This is a genomic window from Haloarcula pelagica (genome assembly GCF_030127105.1).
GTDB lineage: Archaea > Halobacteriota > Halobacteria > Halobacteriales > Haloarculaceae > Haloarcula > Haloarcula pelagica.
In genome coordinates this window covers 261,015-281,199 of sequence record NZ_CP126162.1, presented here as the reverse complement: position 1 = coordinate 281,199, position 20,185 = coordinate 261,015, and the positions used below count along the sequence as shown (strand labels likewise).

General features: G+C 68.0%; 22 protein-coding genes. 10 read left to right on the top strand and 12 right to left on the bottom strand.

All coding sequences use genetic code 11. The annotated features are described in order from the left end of the window. Nucleotides 1-9: 9 nt before the first annotated feature. Nucleotides 10-408, bottom strand: coding sequence for a helix-turn-helix domain-containing protein (locus P1L40_RS20065; protein ID WP_284011158.1), 399 nt, complete (start codon nucleotides 406-408; stop codon nucleotides 10-12). A 170-nt stretch (nucleotides 409-578) separates the two neighbouring features. Here P1L40_RS20065 and P1L40_RS20060 point away from each other — a divergent pair, with 170 nt between their 5' ends. The 3 genes from P1L40_RS20060 (at nucleotide 579) to P1L40_RS20050 (ending at nucleotide 2,117) form a co-directional block, all read left to right on the top strand. Continuing rightward, complete coding sequence (locus P1L40_RS20060; RefSeq protein WP_284011157.1) at nucleotides 579-896, top strand: DUF7471 family protein; 318 nt, start codon at nucleotides 579-581, stop codon at nucleotides 894-896. Nucleotides 897-949: 53 nt separating this feature from the next. After that, entirely contained in the window at nucleotides 950-1,519 is a 570-nt protein-coding gene (locus P1L40_RS20055; protein WP_284011156.1) for a nitrous oxide reductase accessory protein NosL, read from the top strand. A 70-nt stretch (nucleotides 1,520-1,589) separates the two neighbouring features. Then, nucleotides 1,590-2,117: a winged helix-turn-helix transcriptional regulator gene (locus tag P1L40_RS20050; RefSeq protein WP_284011155.1), complete on the top strand. Its 528-nt coding sequence runs from the start codon at nucleotides 1,590-1,592 to the stop codon at nucleotides 2,115-2,117. A 26-nt stretch (nucleotides 2,118-2,143) separates the two neighbouring features. On the opposite strand, the gene P1L40_RS20045 is transcribed toward P1L40_RS20050, so the two are convergent. The 3 genes from P1L40_RS20045 to P1L40_RS20035 are packed head-to-tail and all read right to left on the bottom strand — an operon-like array spanning nucleotide 2,144 to nucleotide 5,612. Beyond that, nucleotides 2,144-2,983 carry a hypothetical protein gene (locus P1L40_RS20045; protein WP_284011154.1) on the bottom strand — a complete coding sequence of 280 codons (840 nt, stop codon included), beginning with the start codon at nucleotides 2,981-2,983 and terminating at the stop codon, nucleotides 2,144-2,146. Next, nucleotides 2,980-3,702, bottom strand: coding sequence for an ABC transporter ATP-binding protein (locus P1L40_RS20040; RefSeq protein WP_284011153.1), 723 nt, complete (start codon nucleotides 3,700-3,702; stop codon nucleotides 2,980-2,982). The genes P1L40_RS20045 and P1L40_RS20040 overlap by 4 nt, the downstream gene beginning before the upstream one ends. Further along, the gene (locus P1L40_RS20035; RefSeq protein ID WP_284011552.1) at nucleotides 3,699-5,612 is read right to left on the bottom strand and encodes a NosD domain-containing protein; all 1,914 of its coding nucleotides are present in this window, start codon (nucleotides 5,610-5,612) and stop codon (nucleotides 3,699-3,701) included. The genes P1L40_RS20040 and P1L40_RS20035 overlap by 4 nt, the downstream gene beginning before the upstream one ends. 309 nt (nucleotides 5,613-5,921) lie before the next feature. On the opposite strand from P1L40_RS20035, the gene P1L40_RS20030 reads away from it, so the two are divergent. Further along, entirely contained in the window at nucleotides 5,922-6,377 is a 456-nt protein-coding gene (locus tag P1L40_RS20030; protein WP_284011152.1) for a ferritin-like domain-containing protein, read from the top strand. Between the two features lies 1 nt (nucleotide 6,378). Here the strand turns inward: P1L40_RS20030 and P1L40_RS20025 are convergent, their stop codons facing one another. Further along, a complete protein-coding gene (locus P1L40_RS20025; protein WP_284011151.1) occupies nucleotides 6,379-6,933 on the bottom strand; it encodes a class I SAM-dependent methyltransferase in 555 nt (184 codons plus the stop codon). Nucleotides 6,934-7,143: 210 nt separating this feature from the next. Here P1L40_RS20025 and P1L40_RS20020 point away from each other — a divergent pair, with 210 nt between their 5' ends. The 3 genes from P1L40_RS20020 to P1L40_RS20010 all read left to right on the top strand — a co-directional run bounded on the left by P1L40_RS20020 (nucleotide 7,144) and on the right by P1L40_RS20010 (nucleotide 9,314). After that, on the top strand, nucleotides 7,144-7,962 hold the full coding sequence (locus tag P1L40_RS20020; RefSeq protein WP_284011150.1) for a glycerophosphodiester phosphodiesterase: 819 nt from the start codon (nucleotides 7,144-7,146) through the stop codon (nucleotides 7,960-7,962). Nucleotides 7,963-8,012: 50 nt separating this feature from the next. Then, the gene (locus P1L40_RS20015; RefSeq protein WP_284011149.1) at nucleotides 8,013-8,816 is read left to right on the top strand and encodes a DUF7537 family lipoprotein; all 804 of its coding nucleotides are present in this window, start codon (nucleotides 8,013-8,015) and stop codon (nucleotides 8,814-8,816) included. 72 nt (nucleotides 8,817-8,888) lie between these two features. Then, nucleotides 8,889-9,314, top strand: a complete 426-nt coding sequence (locus P1L40_RS20010; RefSeq protein WP_284011148.1) for an archease — start codon at nucleotides 8,889-8,891, stop codon at nucleotides 9,312-9,314. 20 nt (nucleotides 9,315-9,334) lie between these two features. On the opposite strand, the gene P1L40_RS20005 is transcribed toward P1L40_RS20010, so the two are convergent. Then, nucleotides 9,335-9,757 (bottom strand): CBS domain-containing protein, encoded by a 423-nt coding sequence (locus tag P1L40_RS20005; protein ID WP_284011147.1) that lies wholly within the window; start codon nucleotides 9,755-9,757, stop codon nucleotides 9,335-9,337. A 250-nt stretch (nucleotides 9,758-10,007) separates the two neighbouring features. Between P1L40_RS20005 and P1L40_RS20000 the strand changes: the two genes are divergently transcribed. Next, nucleotides 10,008-10,766: a proteasome assembly chaperone family protein gene (locus tag P1L40_RS20000; RefSeq protein ID WP_284011146.1), complete on the top strand. Its 759-nt coding sequence runs from the start codon at nucleotides 10,008-10,010 to the stop codon at nucleotides 10,764-10,766. A gap of 36 nt (nucleotides 10,767-10,802) precedes the next feature. On the opposite strand, the gene P1L40_RS19995 is transcribed toward P1L40_RS20000, so the two are convergent. The 4 genes from P1L40_RS19995 to P1L40_RS19980 all read right to left on the bottom strand — a co-directional run bounded on the left by P1L40_RS19995 (nucleotide 10,803) and on the right by P1L40_RS19980 (nucleotide 13,948). After that, nucleotides 10,803-11,099 carry a hypothetical protein gene (locus P1L40_RS19995; RefSeq protein ID WP_284011145.1) on the bottom strand — a complete coding sequence of 99 codons (297 nt, stop codon included), beginning with the start codon at nucleotides 11,097-11,099 and terminating at the stop codon, nucleotides 10,803-10,805. A gap of 158 nt (nucleotides 11,100-11,257) precedes the next feature. After that, a complete protein-coding gene (locus P1L40_RS19990) occupies nucleotides 11,258-11,878 on the bottom strand; it encodes a plastocyanin/azurin family copper-binding protein (protein ID WP_284011144.1) in 621 nt (206 codons plus the stop codon). A gap of 426 nt (nucleotides 11,879-12,304) precedes the next feature. Further along, nucleotides 12,305-13,552 (bottom strand): Cdc6/Cdc18 family protein, encoded by a 1,248-nt coding sequence (locus P1L40_RS19985; protein ID WP_284011143.1) that lies wholly within the window; start codon nucleotides 13,550-13,552, stop codon nucleotides 12,305-12,307. A 222-nt stretch (nucleotides 13,553-13,774) separates the two neighbouring features. Beyond that, nucleotides 13,775-13,948: a hypothetical protein gene (locus P1L40_RS19980; RefSeq protein ID WP_284011142.1), complete on the bottom strand. Its 174-nt coding sequence runs from the start codon at nucleotides 13,946-13,948 to the stop codon at nucleotides 13,775-13,777. Between the two features lie 84 nt (nucleotides 13,949-14,032). Between P1L40_RS19980 and gfo6 the strand changes: the two genes are divergently transcribed. Next, the gene (gene gfo6 / locus P1L40_RS19975; protein WP_284011141.1) at nucleotides 14,033-15,118 is read left to right on the top strand and encodes a D-xylose 1-dehydrogenase Gfo6; all 1,086 of its coding nucleotides are present in this window, start codon (nucleotides 14,033-14,035) and stop codon (nucleotides 15,116-15,118) included. A gap of 21 nt (nucleotides 15,119-15,139) precedes the next feature. On the opposite strand, the gene P1L40_RS19970 is transcribed toward gfo6, so the two are convergent. Both P1L40_RS19970 and P1L40_RS19965 read right to left on the bottom strand, forming a co-directional pair. Further along, on the bottom strand, nucleotides 15,140-16,621 hold the full coding sequence (locus tag P1L40_RS19970) for an aldehyde dehydrogenase family protein (RefSeq protein WP_284011140.1): 1,482 nt from the start codon (nucleotides 16,619-16,621) through the stop codon (nucleotides 15,140-15,142). Between the two features lie 69 nt (nucleotides 16,622-16,690). Next, complete coding sequence (locus tag P1L40_RS19965; protein ID WP_284011139.1) at nucleotides 16,691-17,665, bottom strand: DUF726 domain-containing protein; 975 nt, start codon at nucleotides 17,663-17,665, stop codon at nucleotides 16,691-16,693. Between the two features lie 127 nt (nucleotides 17,666-17,792). On the opposite strand from P1L40_RS19965, the gene P1L40_RS19960 reads away from it, so the two are divergent. Then, entirely contained in the window at nucleotides 17,793-20,156 is a 2,364-nt protein-coding gene (locus tag P1L40_RS19960; RefSeq protein ID WP_284011138.1) for a methyl-accepting chemotaxis protein, read from the top strand. Nucleotides 20,157-20,185 lie beyond the last annotated feature (29 nt).

The following is a 20,185-nucleotide window of genomic DNA, read 5'->3' as shown; positions in this document are numbered from 1 at the left end:
GTGCGACCGCTACTGCTCCGCGGAGGCCGTCTGTGGCTGGTCGTACTTCTCCCGGAACTCCTGGATCAACTGCCCCATCTTGGCGTACCAGTCGTTGAGCATCCGCTGCATGTCCTCGGCCATCTGGTCGGGATCGGTCGGATGGTAGACGTGGTAGTAGCCGCCGTGGTCGTAGTTGACCTGTTCTTTCTGGATGAACCCAGCGTTCAACAACCGCTGGACGGACCGATACGCAGTCGAGTGGTCTCGGTCGACTTCCTCGGCGATCTCCTCGACGGTCATCGACCCACCGGCGGCCGTGATGTGGCCGAAGATCTCCCGATCTAGCTGTTTGAGCCCGTGGAAACACTCCAGCAACCCCTCACACTCCATATCCTGCTGGAGGTACTCGCTCATCGAATCTGGCATGTATGGGTGTACGTACTTCTCTGGCGAGTATAAATGTGTGGGGTTGATGCATTACTGCACCGACCCGGCGCCCTCGTCGGGGTCGCCACCACAGGTCCGCGGGACTGCCACCGCCTCGGCCCGTCGAAATACATTCCACCCTCCGGGGCGAAGCGGGTACCGAACCGATCATGGATCTCGCGGGCACGTGGCTCGGTCAGGACGAGGCAGTGCTGTTACTGACGGTGCTCACGCTCGCGACTGTCGGGACAACCGTCCTCTTCCTGATCTCGTTGACCGCCACGCGCCGACGGCAGACCCGTCCGTACCTCCTGTTGACCGGCGCGATCGGTCTCCTCATGGTCCGGTCCGTCGTCGGCATCGGCACGGCGCTGGGCCGGGTCCCGATGCCGGTCCACCACATCGCCGAGCACACTTCGGACTTCCTCATCGCCGTCCTGGTGCTCGCTGCGATCTACTCCGTCGGTGCCCGCTTCGGCGCGGAGTGACTTTCGACGGGTGCACCAGACCGCCTTTTCGGGTGTAGTCCGACAAGATACCTATGCCATTTCGAACCGATCTGTCGGCGACCCGGCGCCGGGTTCTCACCGGCCTCGTCGGCGTGACACTCGCTGGCGGCGCGGGCTGTCTCGGAACTCCGGCACAGCAGTCGCCGGTTCCGTTCGACGACGGCTGGAGCTGCGACCAGTGCGGGATGACGATCTCCCAACAACCCGGCCCGGTCGGCCAGACCTACTACGCCGACGAGCCGTCGCTGGGTCACGACGGGCCGGCGCGGTTCTGTTCGTCGCTCTGTACCTACCGCCACCGGTTCGACACCGAGACTCGCGGCTGGACGCCCTCGGTGACCTACCTGACCGACTACAGCACCGTCGACTACTCGGTCCGGTCGGACGGGGGACGGTCGGTCATCTCACCACACCCCGACGCCGACGCTCTCGCATCGACCGACGAGCTGACCATCGCTGCCGGTACCGGTCTCGAAGGGGCCATGGGACCCGCGCTGGTGCCGTTCAGCGACTCCGCCGACGCGCGCACCTTCGCCGAGGAGTACGGCGGATCGACCCTCCCGGCGACGGAAGTGACCCGCCAACTGGTGAGCGGCCGCTGACCACGTTCTCGGCCCGCGGGAATTTGCGAAACGTGCATACCGCCCCGGCCGTACAACACGAGACAGAGTAATGTCCTCGGTCAGAGAACGGGTCCGCGATCACGTCCACGCGAACCCGGGCGTCCACTTCAACCAGCTCGCCCGTGACCTCGACATCGCGACCGGGCAGGCCCAGTATCACCTGCGGAAGCTCCGCCGCTCGGGCGACGTGACCGCCGAGGAGATCAGGGGACGTTCGCACTACTTCGACGACGGGTACGACGCCTGGGAGCGCCGCGTCCTCGGGCTCTACCGGCGCGAGACCGCCCGCGAGATCATCGTCACTCTGCTGGAGGACGGCCCCCTCTCGGCGGGGACCCTGACCGACCGACTCGGCGTCGCCCGGAGCACGATCTCCTGGCAGGTCTCTTCGCTCCGTGACGCCGGAATCGTCGAACAGCAGTACGGCGAGCGGGGCCGCGCCGTCGTCTCGCTCACCCGGCCCGACGAGACGCAGCGACTCCTCCAGGAGGTGACGCCGTCGCTGTCGGACCGCCTCGTCGATCGGTTCACGCGCCTCGTCGACGCCAGTCTCGCTGGCAGCGAGGAGCAACGGTAGTCGGCGGCCGAGACTGCCGTCGGCATTCAACGATACGCCACGGCTGCAACCGCAACCGACAGCGCTCCGACCGTCCACGTCAGGAGGCTCCCGACCGCGATCCAGGCGGGGACGAACCCGCTGTGACTCTCGAAGGCGACCGAGAGCACCTGCTGGAAGACGATCCCCCGGAACGCGCCGGCCGGCGTGAACGCCAGTGTCGCCCCGAGGCCGCTTTCGCCGACGAACCCTGCGCCGAGCCCGGTGACGACGAGCAGATCGAACCCCGCGACGACGGCGGCGACGCCAACGAGACCCAGCACGATGGCGCGACGGCGCGATCCGGCGACAGCCGACAGCGCCAGCGCGACCGCGAGCGAGACCAGCGCCAGCAGCGCCGTCAGCGACAGGAACCGCACGTACAACAGCGGCGAGTCCACGCCGCGGTGGGACGCGAACACCGTCGTCTCCGGTCCGGCCGTGGTCGCGACGTGGATACCCAGAACGACGAGCGGTCCGAGAACGACGACCAGGAGCGCGATCGCTCGGCCGGTGTAGACACCGATGACGTACGCCCACGGTGGAAGCGGGTAGGTCTCGAGCACCGCGAGTTCGCCCCGCTCGCGCGCGTCGACGACGGCCCGGTAGCCCACGGCGAACGCCACCGCCGGGACCAGCACCTCGACGACGACCAGTACGTCCACGACGGTCGGCACGTACCCACCCGAGGGGCCGCCGCCCACGCGGGCGACGCCGACGACGATCAGCAGCAGCGCGATCGACAAGAGGGCGTAACTCCGGGTACGAACTGCAGCGACCAGTTCGCGCTCGATCACGGTCCAGAGACGATCCGCGGTCCGACGGGGAGGACCGCTGGGCTCGGTCATCGATCCCCCTCCGTCGCGGACACGACGCCGGCGTCCCCGTCGAGCACCGCAGTGAACGTCTCGTGTAGCGGTCCGCCGGTCCGAGCCTCGATCTCGGCCGGCGACGCGGTCGTGACGACGCCGCCTGCCTCCAGAACGACGACTTCGTCGGCGGCCCGGCCGACGAGCGGGAGTTCGTGAGAGCTGAGGACGACGGCCCGGCCGTCGCTTGCGATGTCGGTCACGATGTCGAACACGCGGCCGCTCATCGCCGGGTCGAGCCCGCTGGCCGGTTCGTCGAGCACCACGACCGGCGGATCGCCGGCCAGCGCCTGGGCGATCCCGAGCAGTCTCGTCATTCCGCCCGAGAGGCCTTCGACCGGCCGATCGGGGACCGCGTCGAGGCCGACCCGTTCCAGGAGTCGGTCGGGGTCGGCGTCGACCAGATCGGCGTAGAACGCGATCGTCTCCCGGACGGTAAAGCCCGGCCTGAACGAGGGACGTTGCTGGAGGTAGCCGATCCGGCGCTCCGAGTCGGGGCCGTCGTAGTCGACGGTCCCGCTGGTCGGCGTGTCGACACCGGCGAGCAACCGCAACAGCGTGGTCTTGCCCGAGCCGTTCGGGCCGACTAGCGCGGTGATGCCGTCGGGATCGATCGAGACCGTCGCCCCCGAGAGCGCTGTCACGTCGCCGAACTCCCGGGTCAGGTCGGTCGCCGTCAGGAAGGGTTCGTCCGTCATTCGTCTGCCTCCATCGCCTGCGTCCGGTTGCGGACTCGCTCTACGACGGCGGGGTTGGCCGGCGAACGTAACGGCGCGCGGTCGACGATGCTGGCCGACCGGAACCCGGGCGTCGTCCCGCGGAGTTCCCGGAGGGCGGCCACGCTCGGCGCTTCCCGCACGACGACGGCCGCGTCCGACCGGTGGAGCCGCCTGTCGACGGGGTCGGTCGGGGAGTAGGGCCGGTCGAGCGTCGGGCCCGACCCGGACTGGCCGTACGCGCCGCTCCAGTAGTTACCCCGCCCGTCGTGCGTGTAGACCCGGAGCGGTCCCGGTCCGGAGACGGCGTGGCGCTCGTTGGCCACGAAGTCGTTCTCGACCACGCGGTTCGAGGGGACCACCGTCGAGGCCGCGACTCCGATCTCGTTGCCGTAGAGGACGTTGTGTTCGTACACCGACTGCCCGGCGTTCGTCGAGAGCGCACGGCCCGTGTCGACGACGACGTTGTGGGCGACGTAGCTCCGCGCGCCGGCCATCATGATCCCGCTCCCCGAGCGTCTGATGTCGTTCCCGACGACGGCGTTGCCCCGCGGGTTCGTCATCACCACGACGCCCGAATACAGCTGTTCGCGTGCGACGTTGTCCGCGATCAGCGCGCGCGAGGTGTACATCAGGTGGGTGCCGAACCGGCCGCCGTGGAAGCTGTTGTTCCTGACGACGGTGCCGTGGGCGCGGTGGAGGTAGACGCCGTCGCGCCCGCCCGAAACCGTCGCGTTCTGGACGACGAGACGATCGTGCATCCCGACGACGCCCATGAACCCCTCGTCCCACTCGTCGGTCCCGTCGACGGCGACCCCGTCGAGCACTGCCCCGGGGGTTCGACGGAGGACGAACCCGCTCGCCGGCGTCTCGACGGTGACGTTGTGGACGTACGGAGCCGAGACGTTCCGCGCGGTGACGCCCGCGTCGCTGTTGCCGTAGGCCTGCTGGACGGTGTGGTCCCACGCGCCGTCGTCCGACCCGTTCACGTCTGGCGATCCGAGCGTCTCGTTCCCCACGCCGTCGATGGTCAGGTCGACGAGCGCCACGTGGTCGGCCGACACCGTGACGACCGATCCGGTGCCGTTCCCCCGGAGCCGGGTCCCGGAGCCGGCCACCGTCAGCGGCTTGTCGATCGTCACGTCGCCGTCGTAGGTGCCGGGCGGCACCCTGACCGTGGTGTTCGCCGGTGCGGCCTCGACGGCGGCCGCGAGCGTCGGTTCGTCACGCCCGACGACGACCGACACCGGCCGGTCGGCGCGTTCGCGTGCCGCCTGGACCTGGCTGTCGGCCCACTCGTGGCGTGGTTCGACCTGTGACCTGACCGCCGATGCGCGGTCGATGTCGAACGACCGCGACTGGAGCCCGTCCCAGCCGACGACCGACCCGCCACAGGCGTCGACGAACCGCGCCGCGTCGGCCCGCTCCGCGAAGGGAACGACGGGCGTCCCACCCGGCACCCGAGCGTCGCTGCCGACGACGTAGTGTGCGCGGTCGGCGGGGACCCAGTCCGGGAACACGTCGACCCGGAGCAGGCCGTCGCCGCTGCACCGCGGGTCGGCCCCGCTGTAGTCCGAGACGTAGACCGTCAGGGGATAGCCGAACTGCTGTTCGTGGCCGGGCTCTCTGAGCGCCGCGACCGCCTGCTCGACGCCGACGTAGCCGACGACGTACCGGTACTGCGAGTAGAAAACCTCCGTCTTCGGGACGCTCACGCCGCGCTCGTCGGCGATCTGTGAGTGCTCGGCCGAGAGCCCCCGCTCGACGGTCTCGTCGAACGGCACCGGTTCGGGTCTGGCCGACCCCAGGTCGGCCGCGAACGACAGCGCCACCACGGCGACGACGACGAGGACGACGCCGCCGCCGACCGCCCGCCGCGCCGTCAGTTCCATGCGTCGCATCTGATTGTCGTCGGGTCCGGCCGGGCTTCAGTCGTTCGTCCTCCCGGTCCCGCGACGGTCGCGGCTTTGTCGCGACCCGGTCGCAGTATCGCGGTTCCATCCCCGGGCCCGACGGTGTCGACTGCTCGCTTCGGACCGTCGATACGGGACTGCTCGATCATATCCGAATGCAGGGTGTCGACCGTCGAATACCATCTGGTACACCCGTCGAAACGACTCTGCCGGCCGCGGGAGACCGACCGCCCGTAGCGGAACGCGCCGACCGACCGTTCAAGACCGTGGAGGGACAACTCCACCTGTATGACAGATCAAGAGGTCGTCGACCTGCTCCGTGACGCGTACAACGACGAGATCGAGACCGTGATGAACTACATGACGAACGCCATCGTCCTCGATGGCGTCCGCGCCGAGGAGATCAAAGACAGCCTCCAGCAGGACATCCAGGAGGAACTCAACCACGCACAGCAACTGGGCGAGCGACTGAAGCAACTCGACGCGCGCCCGCCGGGCTCTGCCGAGTTCCAGATGCGCCAGGAGACCCTCCAGCCGCCCGAGGAGAGCACGGACGTACTGTCGGTCATCGAGGGCGTGATCGACGCCGAGGAGAGCGCCGTCGAGATGTATCGCGAACTCGCGTCGAAAGCCGACGCGGCCGACGACCCCGTGACGGAAGACTTGGCCGTGACCATCCTCGCCGACGAGGAGGCCCACCGGACCGAGTTCCGCGGCTACCGCAAGGAGTACCGCGCGGACTGACTCACACCGTCGCGACCACGACGAACGTATCGGGCCGTTCCATCTCGTGTGTGACGGTGAAGCCGGCGTCCCGGAACTGCTCGGCCGCGACTGCGGCGTCGTAGCGTTCGTCCAGTGGCGGCCCGGCGTCGCCAGTGCCCCGTGCCGTCCAGTCGGCGACGACCACGCGGCCTCCGTCGGCCGTCACCCGGTGAAGCTCCGCGAGGCTCTCCGGGGTCGCGAACTCGTGGAACGTCATCGTCGAGACGGCGGCGTCGAGTTCGCCGTCGGCGAAGGGGAGCGAGGCGATGTCGCTCGTCACTGGCTCGACGTTCTCCGGGAGCCCCTTCGATCGGTAGTAGTCGTGCATCGCCTGTTGCACGTCGACGGCGTAGACGGTCCCGACGAACGGCGCGATCTCGTCCGTGTAGAAGCCGGTCCCGCTCCCGAGGTCGGCGACGACGGCCTCCCGGCCGACCGCCATGTGTCCGATCAGTTCGTCACGGGAGCAGTACCGGAACCGGGAGACATCCTCCAGGTTGTCCGCCCGGTCGGCGTCGAAGGTGTGAAACCCCATCAGCGAGGCACCTCCGTCCCGCTCCGTCGATTCAGTGCCGGCGCGCCAGTCTGCCCGTCCGCGGCCTTCTCCATCGTACGCTGAACGGGGTGCCAGACGGCAAAGAAGCTTCAGGTAGCGGTCGGCTGGACGACGGCGCCACGGATGTCTGATCCCGCCGCTCGTCGGTAGCCAGATATGCCCCGCCCGCGTTGGCCCGGGCACAGACAGATGGACGCCGACTCCGCCCCCCGAGTGATCGCACATCGTGGCTTCGCCGGCGCCGCACCCGAGAACACGGTGCCGGCCGTCGAGTACGCCTGCCAGCACGACGAGACCGACATGGTGGAGGTCGACGCGGTGCCGACGGCCGACGGGACCGTCGTCTGCTTTCACGACCCACAGCTCCACGAGACCGACGACAGCCGCGGGATCACCGACGCCGACGGGACGGTCTGGGAGACGGCCACCGACACCGTGCTCGACGCACGCGTCCTGGGCACGCACGCGACCGTCCCGACCCTCGACGCCGTCCTCGCAGCGATCCCCGAGGGGGTCGGGGTCAACGTGGAGCTGAAACACCCAGGCCGAGCGGTCGCGCCGTTCGCCGACGCGCTCGCGCTGGCCGACCCGACGCCCGCCCGTGAGCGCTGGCAGCCCTTCGTCGCCGACGTGCTGGCGTTGCTTGACGACTTCGACAGGCGGGTGTTGCTCTCCTCGTTCTACGAGGGCGCGCTCGCGGCGGTCGACGCTGCCGGCGGGTACCCCGTCGCTGTCATCACTGGCGAGTCGATCACGGACGGCCTGACCACGGCGGCCCGCTACGACGCGGCCGCGATCCACCCACACTGGCACCACGTCTCCGGGGCGACCGAGCGCACGGTCGTCGAGACGGCCCACGAGCGCGGGCTGGCCGTCAACGCCTGGACCGTCGACACCTGGCACCGCGCCGCAGCCCTCGCCGACGCCGGTGTCGACGGCGTGATCGCCGACTACCCGGAACTGGGGGCCTGGCGCGATAGGCACCCGGCCGCGGACGACGGTCGGTAGCGCCGTTCCGGAACTGTCCTTTTTTTGCCGTGCGACGACGACCGGCGGGTATGCGAGGTTCGCGACTCGGCGTGTGTCTGCTGGCTCTGGTCGTTCTGGCCGGCTGTAACGGCTTCGGCGGGGCACCGGCGCCCGAGACGCCGTCCGCAACCGATGCCTCAGTGTCGGGACCGGCGGCCGTCCCCGGGATCTCTGACGGGCGGCTCACGGACCCCGCGGCGCTGCTGGCTGCCCACAGTGACGCGATGCTCGCCGCCGGGTTCGAGAACGACTACCGGGCGAACCGGTCGCTCGTCCGGGACGGGCAGGTCGTCACGATCGTCGGCCGCCAGCGGACGCTCGTCGAGTCGAACAAGACCGAGTACCGGTATCGAGTGACCTCCGGAGCGGGCGCACCGAGTTCCCGGTTCGACACCTGGGGTAATCGGAGCCGCCAGGTCGTGCGCGGCCAGGTCGGTGACACGGTCCGGTACTCCACCGGGCCGCCGGCGAGCGCCGCCGATCTCACCGGGACCGGCGCGCTCCGGTCACACCTTACCGCGTCGACCTTCGAGGTGGTCGACAGCCAGACCAGCGACGGCCGGTATCTGGTGACGCTGGCGGCGACCTCGACGAACGCGTCGGCCGTCCTCCCGGAAAACGGGACGGACCTCCGGAACTACGAGGCGCGCCTGGTCGTCGACGCCAGCGGCCGGGTTCTGCAGTTCGAGGCGTCCGGGACGTACACGGTCTCCTCGGGCGCGACGAGCGAACCGGGCGTCGTCGATGTCAGCTACGAGGTCCTCAGCCTCGGTGGCCGCGACATCGAGCGGCCAGCGTGGGCCGACACCGCGCTCGCTAACGCTTCCCAGTGACGGCCGCAGTCTGTTTGTCCCGGTTCTGACCCCGAGGAAAGCCTTACCGCCTGGACAACGTAGTCACCGATCGTGCCGTACGAACTGCTCTCTCACCCGGCGGACGTGAAACTCAGGGCACGCGGGGAGTCGCTCGACGCCGCGTTCCGGGCCGCCCTCGATGCCGTCTCCGCGATCGTCACCGACGGTGACCCGGTCCCTGCGGGGGAGCGACGGACCCGGCAGGTAGCGATCGAAGCCCGGACAGCCGAGGCGCTGTTGTTCGACCTCCTCGACCGGGTGATCCTCTTTCAGGATGTCGAGAATGCGGTCGTCACCGGGATCACCGGGCTCTCGATCCACCGGAGCGACGACGGGTTCGAACTGTCTGGGACGCTCGTCGGGGCGGCCATCGACCCGGACGAGCGAGCGATGGACCTCAAAGCACCGACCTACAGCGAGATGCGGGTCGTAGAAGACGACGACGGGTGGGTTCTCGAAGCCGTCCTCGATGTCTGAGCGCGTCGTTCCGTCCGGACTCAGTACGGCGGCGACTCCGCTTCGACCACGCTCGCGAGGTTCTGGAGTTCCTCGGTGAGCAACTGCAGGATGTCGTCCAGCGTGATGATCCCCGCGATCAGGCCGCTGTCGTCGACGACCGGGAGCCGACGGACGGTATCGGCCTGCATCTTCGCGGTCGCCTCGAACAGCCCCATGTCACCCTGAACCGTCGAGAGCGTCTCGGTCATGATGTCCGCGGCGGTCATCTCGGCCGGATCCCGCCGTGGTTCGAGAACGTGGATCACGAGGTCTCTGTCGGTGACGATCCCGATGGGCCTGTCGTCCTCTTCCACGATCACGCTCCCGACGTTCTCTTCCGCCATGACCGTCGCCACGTTACCGGCGGTCTGGTCGCCATCGACTGTCATCACGTCCGTTCGCGCAAGGTCTGAGACTGGCATGATACCTCACCGACACGATCGGTGCGGGGTGACATAACTCCACACGATCGTCCTGACACGGTCGGTCGCCGCGGCCCCAGGAGTAACCGGGTCCTAGCCACGCGGGAATCGCCGGTACGGGGCCCATCGGGAGCGATCTACGCTGTCGGCGAGTCCCGGTCCGCTGTCCGTTCCGACACGACGGTAACAGTCCGGTAGGGACCGGGAACGTGACCGCTAACTACGGGCCGGGGTCGCCAACGTCCCACGGATGTCCGTCGCAGACACCTTTCGCATCGACACCACGGAGCACAAGCCCATCGGATCGACGCTGCTCGTCGGCCAGGCGAACCCGGGGATGGCCGGCGTTACCGCCGTCGATCACCTGGTCCGGCACCTCGACGCGACGCTCATCGGCCACGTCGCCCCGAACGACCTCCCGGCCATCGCGCCGTTCGAGGACGGCGTCCCGCGTCACCACGGCCGGCTGTTCACGCACACTGGCGCTGACATGACTATCCTCATTGAGGAGCTGTTCGTCCCCGTCGGTGCCGGTCGCGGCTACGTCGACGCGCTGCTCGACTGGATCGAGCCAAGCGCCGTCGACGAGATCACCGTCCTCCACGGCGTCCCGTTCCCTCACGGACCGGAGGAACACGACGTGTTCTCGGTCGCGACGCCGGCCTACCGGGACCGCCGGCTCGCCGACTCGTCGCTCTCGCCGCTCCGGGGCGGCCTGTTGGACGGTATCGTGGGCGAACTGGTCACCCGGAGTCTGGACGAGACGGTCCCCGAAACGGGCGTTCTCATCACGCCGACGCATCTCCCCGGCCCGGATATCGACGCGGCGTTGCGGCTGATAGACGCGCTCGAAGGGCTCTACGACCTCGATGTCGACGAGACGGACCTCAGGACGTTCGGTGACCAACTCAAACAGTACTACGAGCAACTCGCCAGCCGGATGGAGTCCCGCGGTGCCGGCGGGAGCGACGTGAGTTCGGAGTATCCGGACGATCGGATGTTCATGTGAGGGCCGGCAGCGGGGACCGACCGCCGAGCACGGACATCAGTCCGGCGTCGACCCGGTGTCGGGTTCGGCGAGTGTCTCGCCGAGGCCGTCGTCTCGCACCATGCTGCTCACGTACTCCGCGATGGTGGCTCCCGACGGGTCGTCCGCGACACAGCGGGAGGCGCCGGAGGACTCCTGTTTCTCGACGATCCGATCCGTCCCGGTCACGTCCTCGAACAGTTCACGAAGCTGTCGGCACTTCACCGACTCCGCCCCTGTGTCTGACTCGACGGCCCCCGCAGACGCTGTCCGGGCCGGCCCGATCGGGTCCGTGGGCCGTTCCTCGCTGCTCATCTGCTCCCACCGCCGGGTCCCTGTCTGACACGGGCGCGCTCGCCCGAGCGCCGCCGTTTCGATAGGCTGATGTGCCGTCTCATCACACACAGTCTTGCTCCTGAGTTCCTCTTTAGTATGCACTCGATACGCGGATAAGCCCGCGCTACAGCCACCGCTCACTCCGTGGCGTCGTCCTCAAGGTAGTCGCCGCCGTACTTCATGAACACGTAGGAGAGTCCGAGCACGCTCAGGAAGGTGATCGTCGCCGAGACGGCGAGCGTTCTGGCGCTGTCGGGCACCTCCGGAATCACGAACCCGCCGCCGCCGTTCCCGCCGTCGCCGCCACCGTTCCCGCCGTCGCCGCCGACCTGGATCGTGCCGACCATCCCGGCGGACTCGTGTGGGATGCAGAAGTAGTCGTAGCTCCCGGCGACCTCGAACGTGTGTTCGTAGGTCATCCCCTCTGTGATGTCCCCGCTCTCCGGATCGCCGGCCCTGTAGCTGTTCCGCGCCGCGTCCTCGGAGTCGAAGTCGCCGCTCGCGAAGTACGTCGCCTCCTCGGGAATCTCCGCCTCGTAGGCCGTGACCGAGTGTCCGATGGCGCCGACGTTCTCCCAGACGACCGTATCGCCCGGTTCGATCGTCAGGTCGTCCGGGTCGAACACCAATCCGTCCGTCATCTCGACCGTGTGTGTCGTCCCTTCCTGGGCGGCCGCTGTCCCGGCCCCGGCTGCCAGTGCGGTCCCGAGCCCCGCCCGGAGAAACTGCCGTCTGTTCAGCGATTCGCCGGCTGTCATCTGTCGGTGGTGACCGGGACCGCGCTCGCTCTGTCGCCGAACTCGCCAGCACTCGTACTCTCGGCGTGCATAGCTTACCGATCGCTCTCCCCGCTCTTTGTAACGGACCGACGACCCGCCGTAAGGTGGCCCTATCGGCTACACCCGAACATCGTTACCGTCGAAGTCACTCCTCGTTCGACGCCACCCTCGCCGCGGCTCCGGTCAACCGCCGTTCGGACAGCCGCGACAGCGATCGGCCACCGACACTCTCACGCATACGACTCTGGACAGACCGAACGGGAACCTCCCAGCGCTACTTTAGATACCAAAATCGCGAACCCGCGGAAAAATATCGGCACCTCGATACGAAAAGATACACTCACGGTTGTTTTCTCGCCACTCTTCTTATAAATGCGAAATACGACTACGAAACCGTCGGGTTCGCTACTGTCGCCGGTCGTACAGCCGCCGAAACGCCTCCGCCGGGAACAGATACTCCACGCGGCTCGGTCGCCGTCCCTGTGACGTGTTCGTCATGGCTTCGATCCGTTTCAACACGCCCGCCTCCGCGAGTTCGTAGACAAACCGCTTGATCGTCCCCGGCGACAGCGAGAGCTCTGGGTCGATCGCCCGCGTGGCGCTGGCGACCGATCGCCGTTCGTCCGGCGGGATGTCGACGAGTTCACGCAGGACTGCCTGGCGGTTCTCCGGAAGCGACAGCACACGCCCGAGCGCCACGCCGTCGTCGGGGATGTCCTCGAACGCGGTGTAAATATCGGTGTCGGTGATCGTCGTCCGGCCCGCGTCGACTGCCCTGCCCGTCGCCAGCGACAGCGCCGTCAGCGCGTCGTGTGCGTTCCCGTCCGCCCGCTCCGCGATCTCCCGTGCCAGGTCGTGGTCCAGCACGTTCTCACTCAGTCCCAGCGAGGCACGCGCCATCACCACGTCCGTCAGGACCTGCTGTCGATACGGGTCGAACTCGATCGCGTCGGCGGTCAGTTCTGCGACCGGCGTGGCCCCGGGTGGCGTCCTGCCGACGGCGAGCCAGCAGAGGTTGTCCGGGAGCGAGTCCAGTCGCTCGACGAAACGTTCGACCTCGACGGTCGGTTCGTCGAAGTGGTCGATCGCGACGACGAACTTCGTCGTCCGATCCCGAAGCAGGGTTCGCAGCCGTGTCTCGAGGCGATCCGTGCCGACACCCCGCTCGGGGACCGACTCCTCGACGAGTTCGTCGAGCAGCGAGTGGTACCACTCGAACTCGCTGGTGATCCGGCGCGCGTCCAGATACACCACGACCGGCGACTCCTCGGCCACACGTGTCGTGGTGTAGATCACCGGGCGGGAACTGATCGGGTACCGGTCCAGGTGCTGACACAGCGCGGTGACGACCGCCGACTTCCCCGTCCCGGCGGGGCCGTGGAGATAGAGGTTCGGCGGCGTCCGACGTTCGAACAGCGGATCGAAGTGGTCGAGCACTCGCTCGATGACCATCGCCCGGTTGACCGGTTCCTCGACGTGAGCGACCGGGGACAGCGGCTCCCACTCGGTGACGAGTGTCGCCTCGTCGGTCGGTCGCTGCCGCCGCCTGATCCGTTCTTCTAAGTTCATCGCTCCGTCGTTGCCGGTGGCGTTCCGACCTTCCGGCCGGAGTCGATCGTGGTTCTCGTGGGTGGCTGACCGCTGTGTGGACACAGCACAACCTGTGGACCTCCCGCCCCTGACTCGGTCGAGCCGACGTGTGTCGCTGTCATGATCCTCCGGTCCGGAACAGCGGCCGCCGACGCTGTTCGGTCACTGTCCGATTTGTTTACTCGTACTCCTCATAAAGATTTCCGTCACCGTCGAACTCGGGCCGTCGCAGTCTCCACGCACGAAAACATTTATTACTAACACTTCCGACCACGGTCCGGCGGCTCACCCGTCGGTGATGATGACCGTGTCGATGACTTCGCCACAGGCCGGGCAGCGCGGCTCCGGGTCCTCCGGGCTCCCGTCCGGGACGAGACCGGGGATGTCCGTCCGACACTCGGGACACCTGACGGTATCGTGGCCGGGATACGGACAGATATCTGGCTCTTCGGGCGCCACGGATTAGCACTCTGTCTTTTGAAATATAACCGTTTCGTTCACCGCGAGGGGTCGATTTATGAGCCACGGGCCAGTGGTCCCGATATGGACCTGAGTGCCATCGTCGAAGATAGCTGCGCACGCGACTGGGAAACGGTCGACGCCGACACCGTCGACCCCGTTCGGTTTGCGGTCATCGGACTGGGCTGGTTCACGAAAGGGCGAGCCCTGCCAGCACTGGAGGCGAGCGACCGCTGTGAACCGGCCGTCATGGTCAGCAGTTCGACCGAAAAGGCCGAGCGCATCGCCGCCGAGACCGACGGTGCCGACCACGGGATCACCTACGACGAGTTCCACGACGGCGCCGCCCGCGACGCGTACGACGCCGTCTACATCGTCACGCCCAACGCCTTGCACCTGAAGTACGTCGAGACCGCTGCCGAGTTCGGGAAGGCGGTCCTCTGTGAGAAACCGATGGAGCGGGACAGCGAGCGGGCCGCCCGCCTCCGCGACACCGCCGCCGACGCCGGCGTCGAGCTGATGATCGCCTACCGGATGCACACGGAACCGGCCGTCCGCCGAGCGCGCGAACTGATCGCCGACGGCTACGTCGGCGAGCCGATGTCGGTCACCGGCGACATGTCCCAGCGACTGCTCGACCGCATCGACCCGAACCCCGACCAGTGGCGTCTGGACGCGGAACTCGCCGGCGGCGGCGCGCTGTTCGACATCGGGATCTATCCGCTCAACACCGCGCGCTTCCTGCTCGACGCCGACCCGCTGGCGGTCACCGGCAACACGTCCAGCACCCACGACGCGTTCGGCGAGGTCGACGAGACGGTCGCGTTCTCCGTGGAGTTCCCCGACGAGGTGTACGGCCAGTGTTACGCCAGCCACAACGCCCGCCAGTCCTCGGGGATCACCGTCACCGGCACCGAGGGCCAGGTCCGCGTCGAACCGGCCTTCTTCCAGGACCAGTCCCGACAGCTCCACGTCTCCCGTGGCGACGGCCGAGCGTCGGTGACCGTCGAGAAGGTCGACCAGATGTTGGAGGAGTTCGACTACTTCGCGGACCGACTCCGCGGCGACGCACCCATCCGCCCCGACGGCGACCACGGCCTCGTCGACATGCACGCGATGGAAGCGATCTACGAGGCCGCCGAGACGGATCGATGGGTCAGCGTCGACTGAAAAACGGCGCCGTACCGGAACTTACGCGTTGAAGCCCTGGTGGAAGCCGACGAGTTTCTCCCGGGAGAAGTGTTCGACGGCGTACTTGATACCTTCCTTCCCGACGCCCGAGTCCTTGAACCCGCCGTAGGGCATGTGATCGGCGCGGAAGCCACTGACCGTGTTGATGTTGACGCCGCCGGCGTCGATGGTGTCGGCCGCGCGTTTCGCGCGGTCGATGTCCTGGGTGAACAGGCCGGCTTCGAGGCCGTAGTTGGTGTTGTTGGCCTCCGCAAGTGCCTCCTCGAAGTCCTCGACGGTGATGACCGGGACCAGCGGGCCGAACGTCTCCTCCTTGGCCGCGGGCATGTCCGGGGTCACGCCCGAGAGGACGGTCGGCTCGAACGTCCGCGGGCCGAGGTCGCCGCCGTAGTTACCGCCACACTCGACGGTGGCGCCGGCGTCGACGGTCGCTTCGAAGAGTTCGACGACATCGTCGAACTGGCTGTCGTCGACCATCGAGGCGATGTTGGTCCCCTCCTCGAAGGGGTCGCCGACGACGAGATCCTCGCAGGCGTCGACGAGGTGCTCCACGAACTCGTCTTCGATGCGTTCGGGGACGATCACGCGCTCGACGCTGTTGCACACCTGGCCGGCGTTCGAACAGGCGCCGCCGACGACCTGGACTGCCGCCTGTTCGAGGTCGGTGTCGTCCCAGACGATCGTCGGGTCGTTACCGCCCAGTTCGAGCGTGAGCTCTTTCATCCCGCTGTTGTTGGCGAGGTACTTCCCGACCGGCGTCGACCCGGTGAAGGAGATGGCCTCGACGGCCTCGTGCTCTAGGATCACGTCGCCGGTCGCGGAGCCCGAACCGGTGACGATGTTGACCAGGCCATCCGGTACGTCGAACTCGACCGCGTCGGCGGCGTCGTCGAGACACTCGAACAGCGCGATCGAGGTCAGGGGGGTGTTCGAGGCGGGCTTGCCGACGACGGCGTTACCGGCCGCCAGTGCTGGCCCGACCTTGTGGACCATCAGGTTCAGCGGGAAGTTGAACGGCGTGATCGCCGCGACGACGCCCAGCGGCTCGCGCTGGGTGAAACAGTGATCGCGGGCGAAACCCTTCTGGGCGTCCATCGGGACGTACTCGCCGAACATCCGCTTTGCCTGCTCGGACGAGAGGTCCAGCGTCTGGACGGCGCGGTCGACCTCGCCGCGGGCCTCCGAGATCGGCTTGCCCTGTTCGCTGGTGAGGATGGTCGCGATCTCGTCGGCCCGCTCTTCGACCAGACGGGCGGTCTCGTGGAGGTACTCGTAGCGCTGGTAGGCCGACAGCTCCGACGCTTCGAACGCGGCTTCGGCGGCGTCGATCGCGTCGACGACCTGCTGTTCGGTCGCCATCGGGATCGACCCCACGAGGTCCCCATCGTAGGGGTGGATAACGTCTGTCCGCTCGTCGGCGTCGACCCACTCGCCGCCGATGAGCATCTGCTTGTCGAGGCGTGACGCTGCTTGCTGGCTCATACTCGTGGGGTGGGTCATCAGAATTATAAGTGTTACGCAGGCCCCGAACAGACGGGGAGTGCGCCCCGCTCAGACGCCGAAGTCCTCGACCACCTCGTCGAGGACCCCGACTTCGTTGTCGGCGCTGTCGTAGTCGCCGTGCGCCTCCACCTGGTCGGTGACGTTCCGGTCGGTGTAGTTCTCCGGTGCTTCGGGGGCGTGGGCGATCCCGGTGTGCCCGACCGCGTCGGTCTGGTCGATCGCGTAGTATCCCTGTCCTAGCACCGCGTCGTTGTCCGAATAGTAGTTGTAGAACTCGCCGGCGGCGTACTCGATAGCCTCGCCCCACCGCCTGTTCAGTTGGACCGTGTCGTTGTCGATGGCGCCGCCCAGCAGCGCGACCGAATCGACGACGTTCTCTCCAGGGGTGTGGTGTGAACCACCGGAACTGTAGAACCGGCTCACGTCGAGGTGGAGTTCCTCCAGCAGCGAACAGGTGACTCGCGCGCCAAGCGAGTGGGCGACGATCCGGACGGGGCGGTCGTCGGACTCCCGGATGTCCCGGATCCACTGGCCGAACTTGAGCGCGTTCCGCTCGGCGATCTCGCTCGCGTCGGCCCAGCCCACGTCCGAGTCCCAGGTGAACGCGACGCTGAGGGCGTCGGTGTAGCCGGCCGATCTGAGACCGGTCCGGGCCTGATCTGCCAGGTACCGCCCCCAGAGATGTGGGACGCTGTCGACGAACCCGTGGACGTACACCTGGATCTCGTCGGCGTCCCCGTAGCCGCTCCAGTCGCCCTGGAGGTCGTAACTCGTCGGCGTCTCGCCGTCGACGAGCGACACCTCACCGGGGTCCGACATGGGTGAGAAGTGGCCGTCCGTCGAGACTGTCGGGAACGAATCCGGGACCGATGGAGGCTTGGTCGTACTGATCTCGTCGACCGGCGGGAACCCCTCGGGGAGTCCCGTGTCGTCGCTCTCCTGTGCAGCGACCGACCCGGATCCGAGTGCGATTGCCGAGGCTGTGCTACCGACTGTCGCGAGGAAGCGTCGTCGTGAGGGCACGGGCTTTCTGTTGCCCGGATAGTATATATTGGTTGTGGTGTGATCACCACCCACGTACCAGATCGTCGACCTCGAATCTGATAGCTGGGGCCGAACTATTAAATACCACTATTCAGACGCCTCTCGTATGTCAGAGCAGACAGCGTCCTCCGACGACGGGGAGCGTCGGGTCCGCGAGACGGCGGTCGCCGTCGTCGGAGACGCGGCTCGCCGGTTCACCCCGGAGTTCGTCCGGCGACGGTACGCCGCAAAGTTCGCGATCTCGATGCTGGTCGTCCTCGTCGTGATCGCCGCGATCGGCACCGGCAGCTACCTCCAGATACAATCGGAACTACGTGAAGACACTCGGACACAGCTCCAGTCCCGGGCGTCGATGCAGGCCACCGCCGTCGGCGGGTGGGTCGAGGAGATGCAGGTCCAGACGCGGTTTATCTCCGCCGCCGAGCCGATGCAGGCCCAGCAGACCCGCGTCGTCGACCGCTACCTACGGGACGCACAGAACCTCGGCACGCTCGACATCCTCGCGGTTCACGTCGTCGACACGGACGCCGGCGAGGTCCGCAGCAGCACCGCCTTCGACCTGGCGGGCCAGTCCATCGCCGAGACCGACCAGCCCTGGACCCGCCAGGTCGAGTCGGTCCAGCAGTACGCCAGCGTCCCCTCCGTGGTCGCGATCAGCGATTCGGCCTACCAGCGGTCGAACGAGACCGTGATGGCCTTCGTCAGTCCCGTTCCCGACACCGACCGCGCGGTCGTCGTCGTGGGCTCGGGCGGCGCCCGACTCGACGGCGTCGCCGGCGGGGGGACCGCTGCACGGACGACCGTCGTCGATCCGAACGGCGATGTCGTCCTGGCGCCAGCGGGCGCGGCGAACGCGACGACGGTGACCGACAGCACCGCCTTCACGGCGGCCGCGGAGAACGGCACCGTCGGGGCGCTCGAACGGGACAGTCGGGTGCTGGCCTTCGCCCCGGTCGCACAGACCGACTGGGTGGTGACGGTCTCGCTCCCGACGAGTGAGGCCTACGCGATCGGGCGCTCGGTCGGGCGGAACGTCCTCGGGATCGTCCTGGGAAGTATCCTGGTGCTGGGCGTCGTCGCCACCGCGCTGGGCCGCCAGACGGTCGTTCCGCTGACGCGGCTCCGCCGCCGGGCAGAACAGATGCAGGCGGGCGACCTCGACGTGGAACTGTCGACCCGGCGGGCAGACGAGATCGGCCGGCTCTTCGAGAGCTTCGACGGGATGCGCACGTCGTTGCGCGAGCAGTTCGCCGAGACGGAGGCCGCGCTGGAGGACGCACAGGCCGCACGTAGCGACGCCGAATCGGCACAGGCCGAGGCCGAGGCGGCACGCGACCGCGCGCGGGAACTCTCGGACCAGCTCCAGCAGCAAGCCACCGCCTACGGCGAGACGATGCGGGCCTGTGCCGACGGCGAACTCCATCGCCGGCTCGACGAGGATGTCGACAGTGAGGCGATGGTCGAGATCGCGGCCGCGTTCAACGAGATGATGGACGACCTAGAGCGGACGGTCGCGGAGGTCCACCGGTTCGCCGACGACGTGGCGGCCGCGAGCGTCGACGTGGTCGAGCAGGCCACCGACGTGGAGGACCGCAGCCAGCAGGTCACGGATCGGGTCCGCCGTATCTCCGCCGGGGCGAGCGACCAGAGCCAGCGCCTCGACGACATGGCCGAGGAGACCTCGACCCTGTCGGCAAACGTCGAGGAGGTCGCCGCGAACGCCAGCGAGGTCGCCGACTCCGCACAGCACTCCGTCGAGCGCGGGACCGAGGGCCGCGCGGCCGCCGAGACGGCCCTCGACGAGATGGAGCAACTCCAGGCCCAGGCCGGCGAGACGGTCGAGCAGATGGACGACCTGGACGAACAGGTCCGGGCTATCGGTGACGTGGCCGACCTGATCGCCGAGATCGCCGACCAGACCACCATGCTCGCGCTGAACGCCAACATCGAGGCGGCGACCGCCGGCGGCGACGGCGCGGGCTTTGCGGTGGTCGCCGACGAGGTCAAACAGCTGGCCGAGGAGACCCAGGACGCGACCGACGACATCGCCGACCGGATCGCGGCGGTCCAGTCACAGACCGACCGGACCGTCGACGCGATGGACGAGATGCGCGACGCTGTCGGCGAGGCCTCGACCACGGTCGAGGAGGTGCTGTCGGCCCTCGACGACATCGTCGACCGGGTGGAAGAGACCGACCAGAACGCCCGCGAGATCGACCGGGCGACGGGCGAGCAGGCACGGACGACCCAGGAGGTCGCCGCCGACATCGACGACGTGGCCGAGATCAGCCGACGCGTGACGGACCAGGCCGAGTCCGTCGCCGACGCAGCCACCGAACAGAGCCAGACAATCTCGACGGTCACCGAGCAGGCAGAGGAGCTTCAGGACCGCGCGGCGACGCTCTCGGACCGGCTCTCGACGTTCGAGGTCGACGAAACGGCCGGTTCGTCCCCCGAGCAACGGGACTAGCACGGCCCCGTCGGTGTGTGGCGCCATCC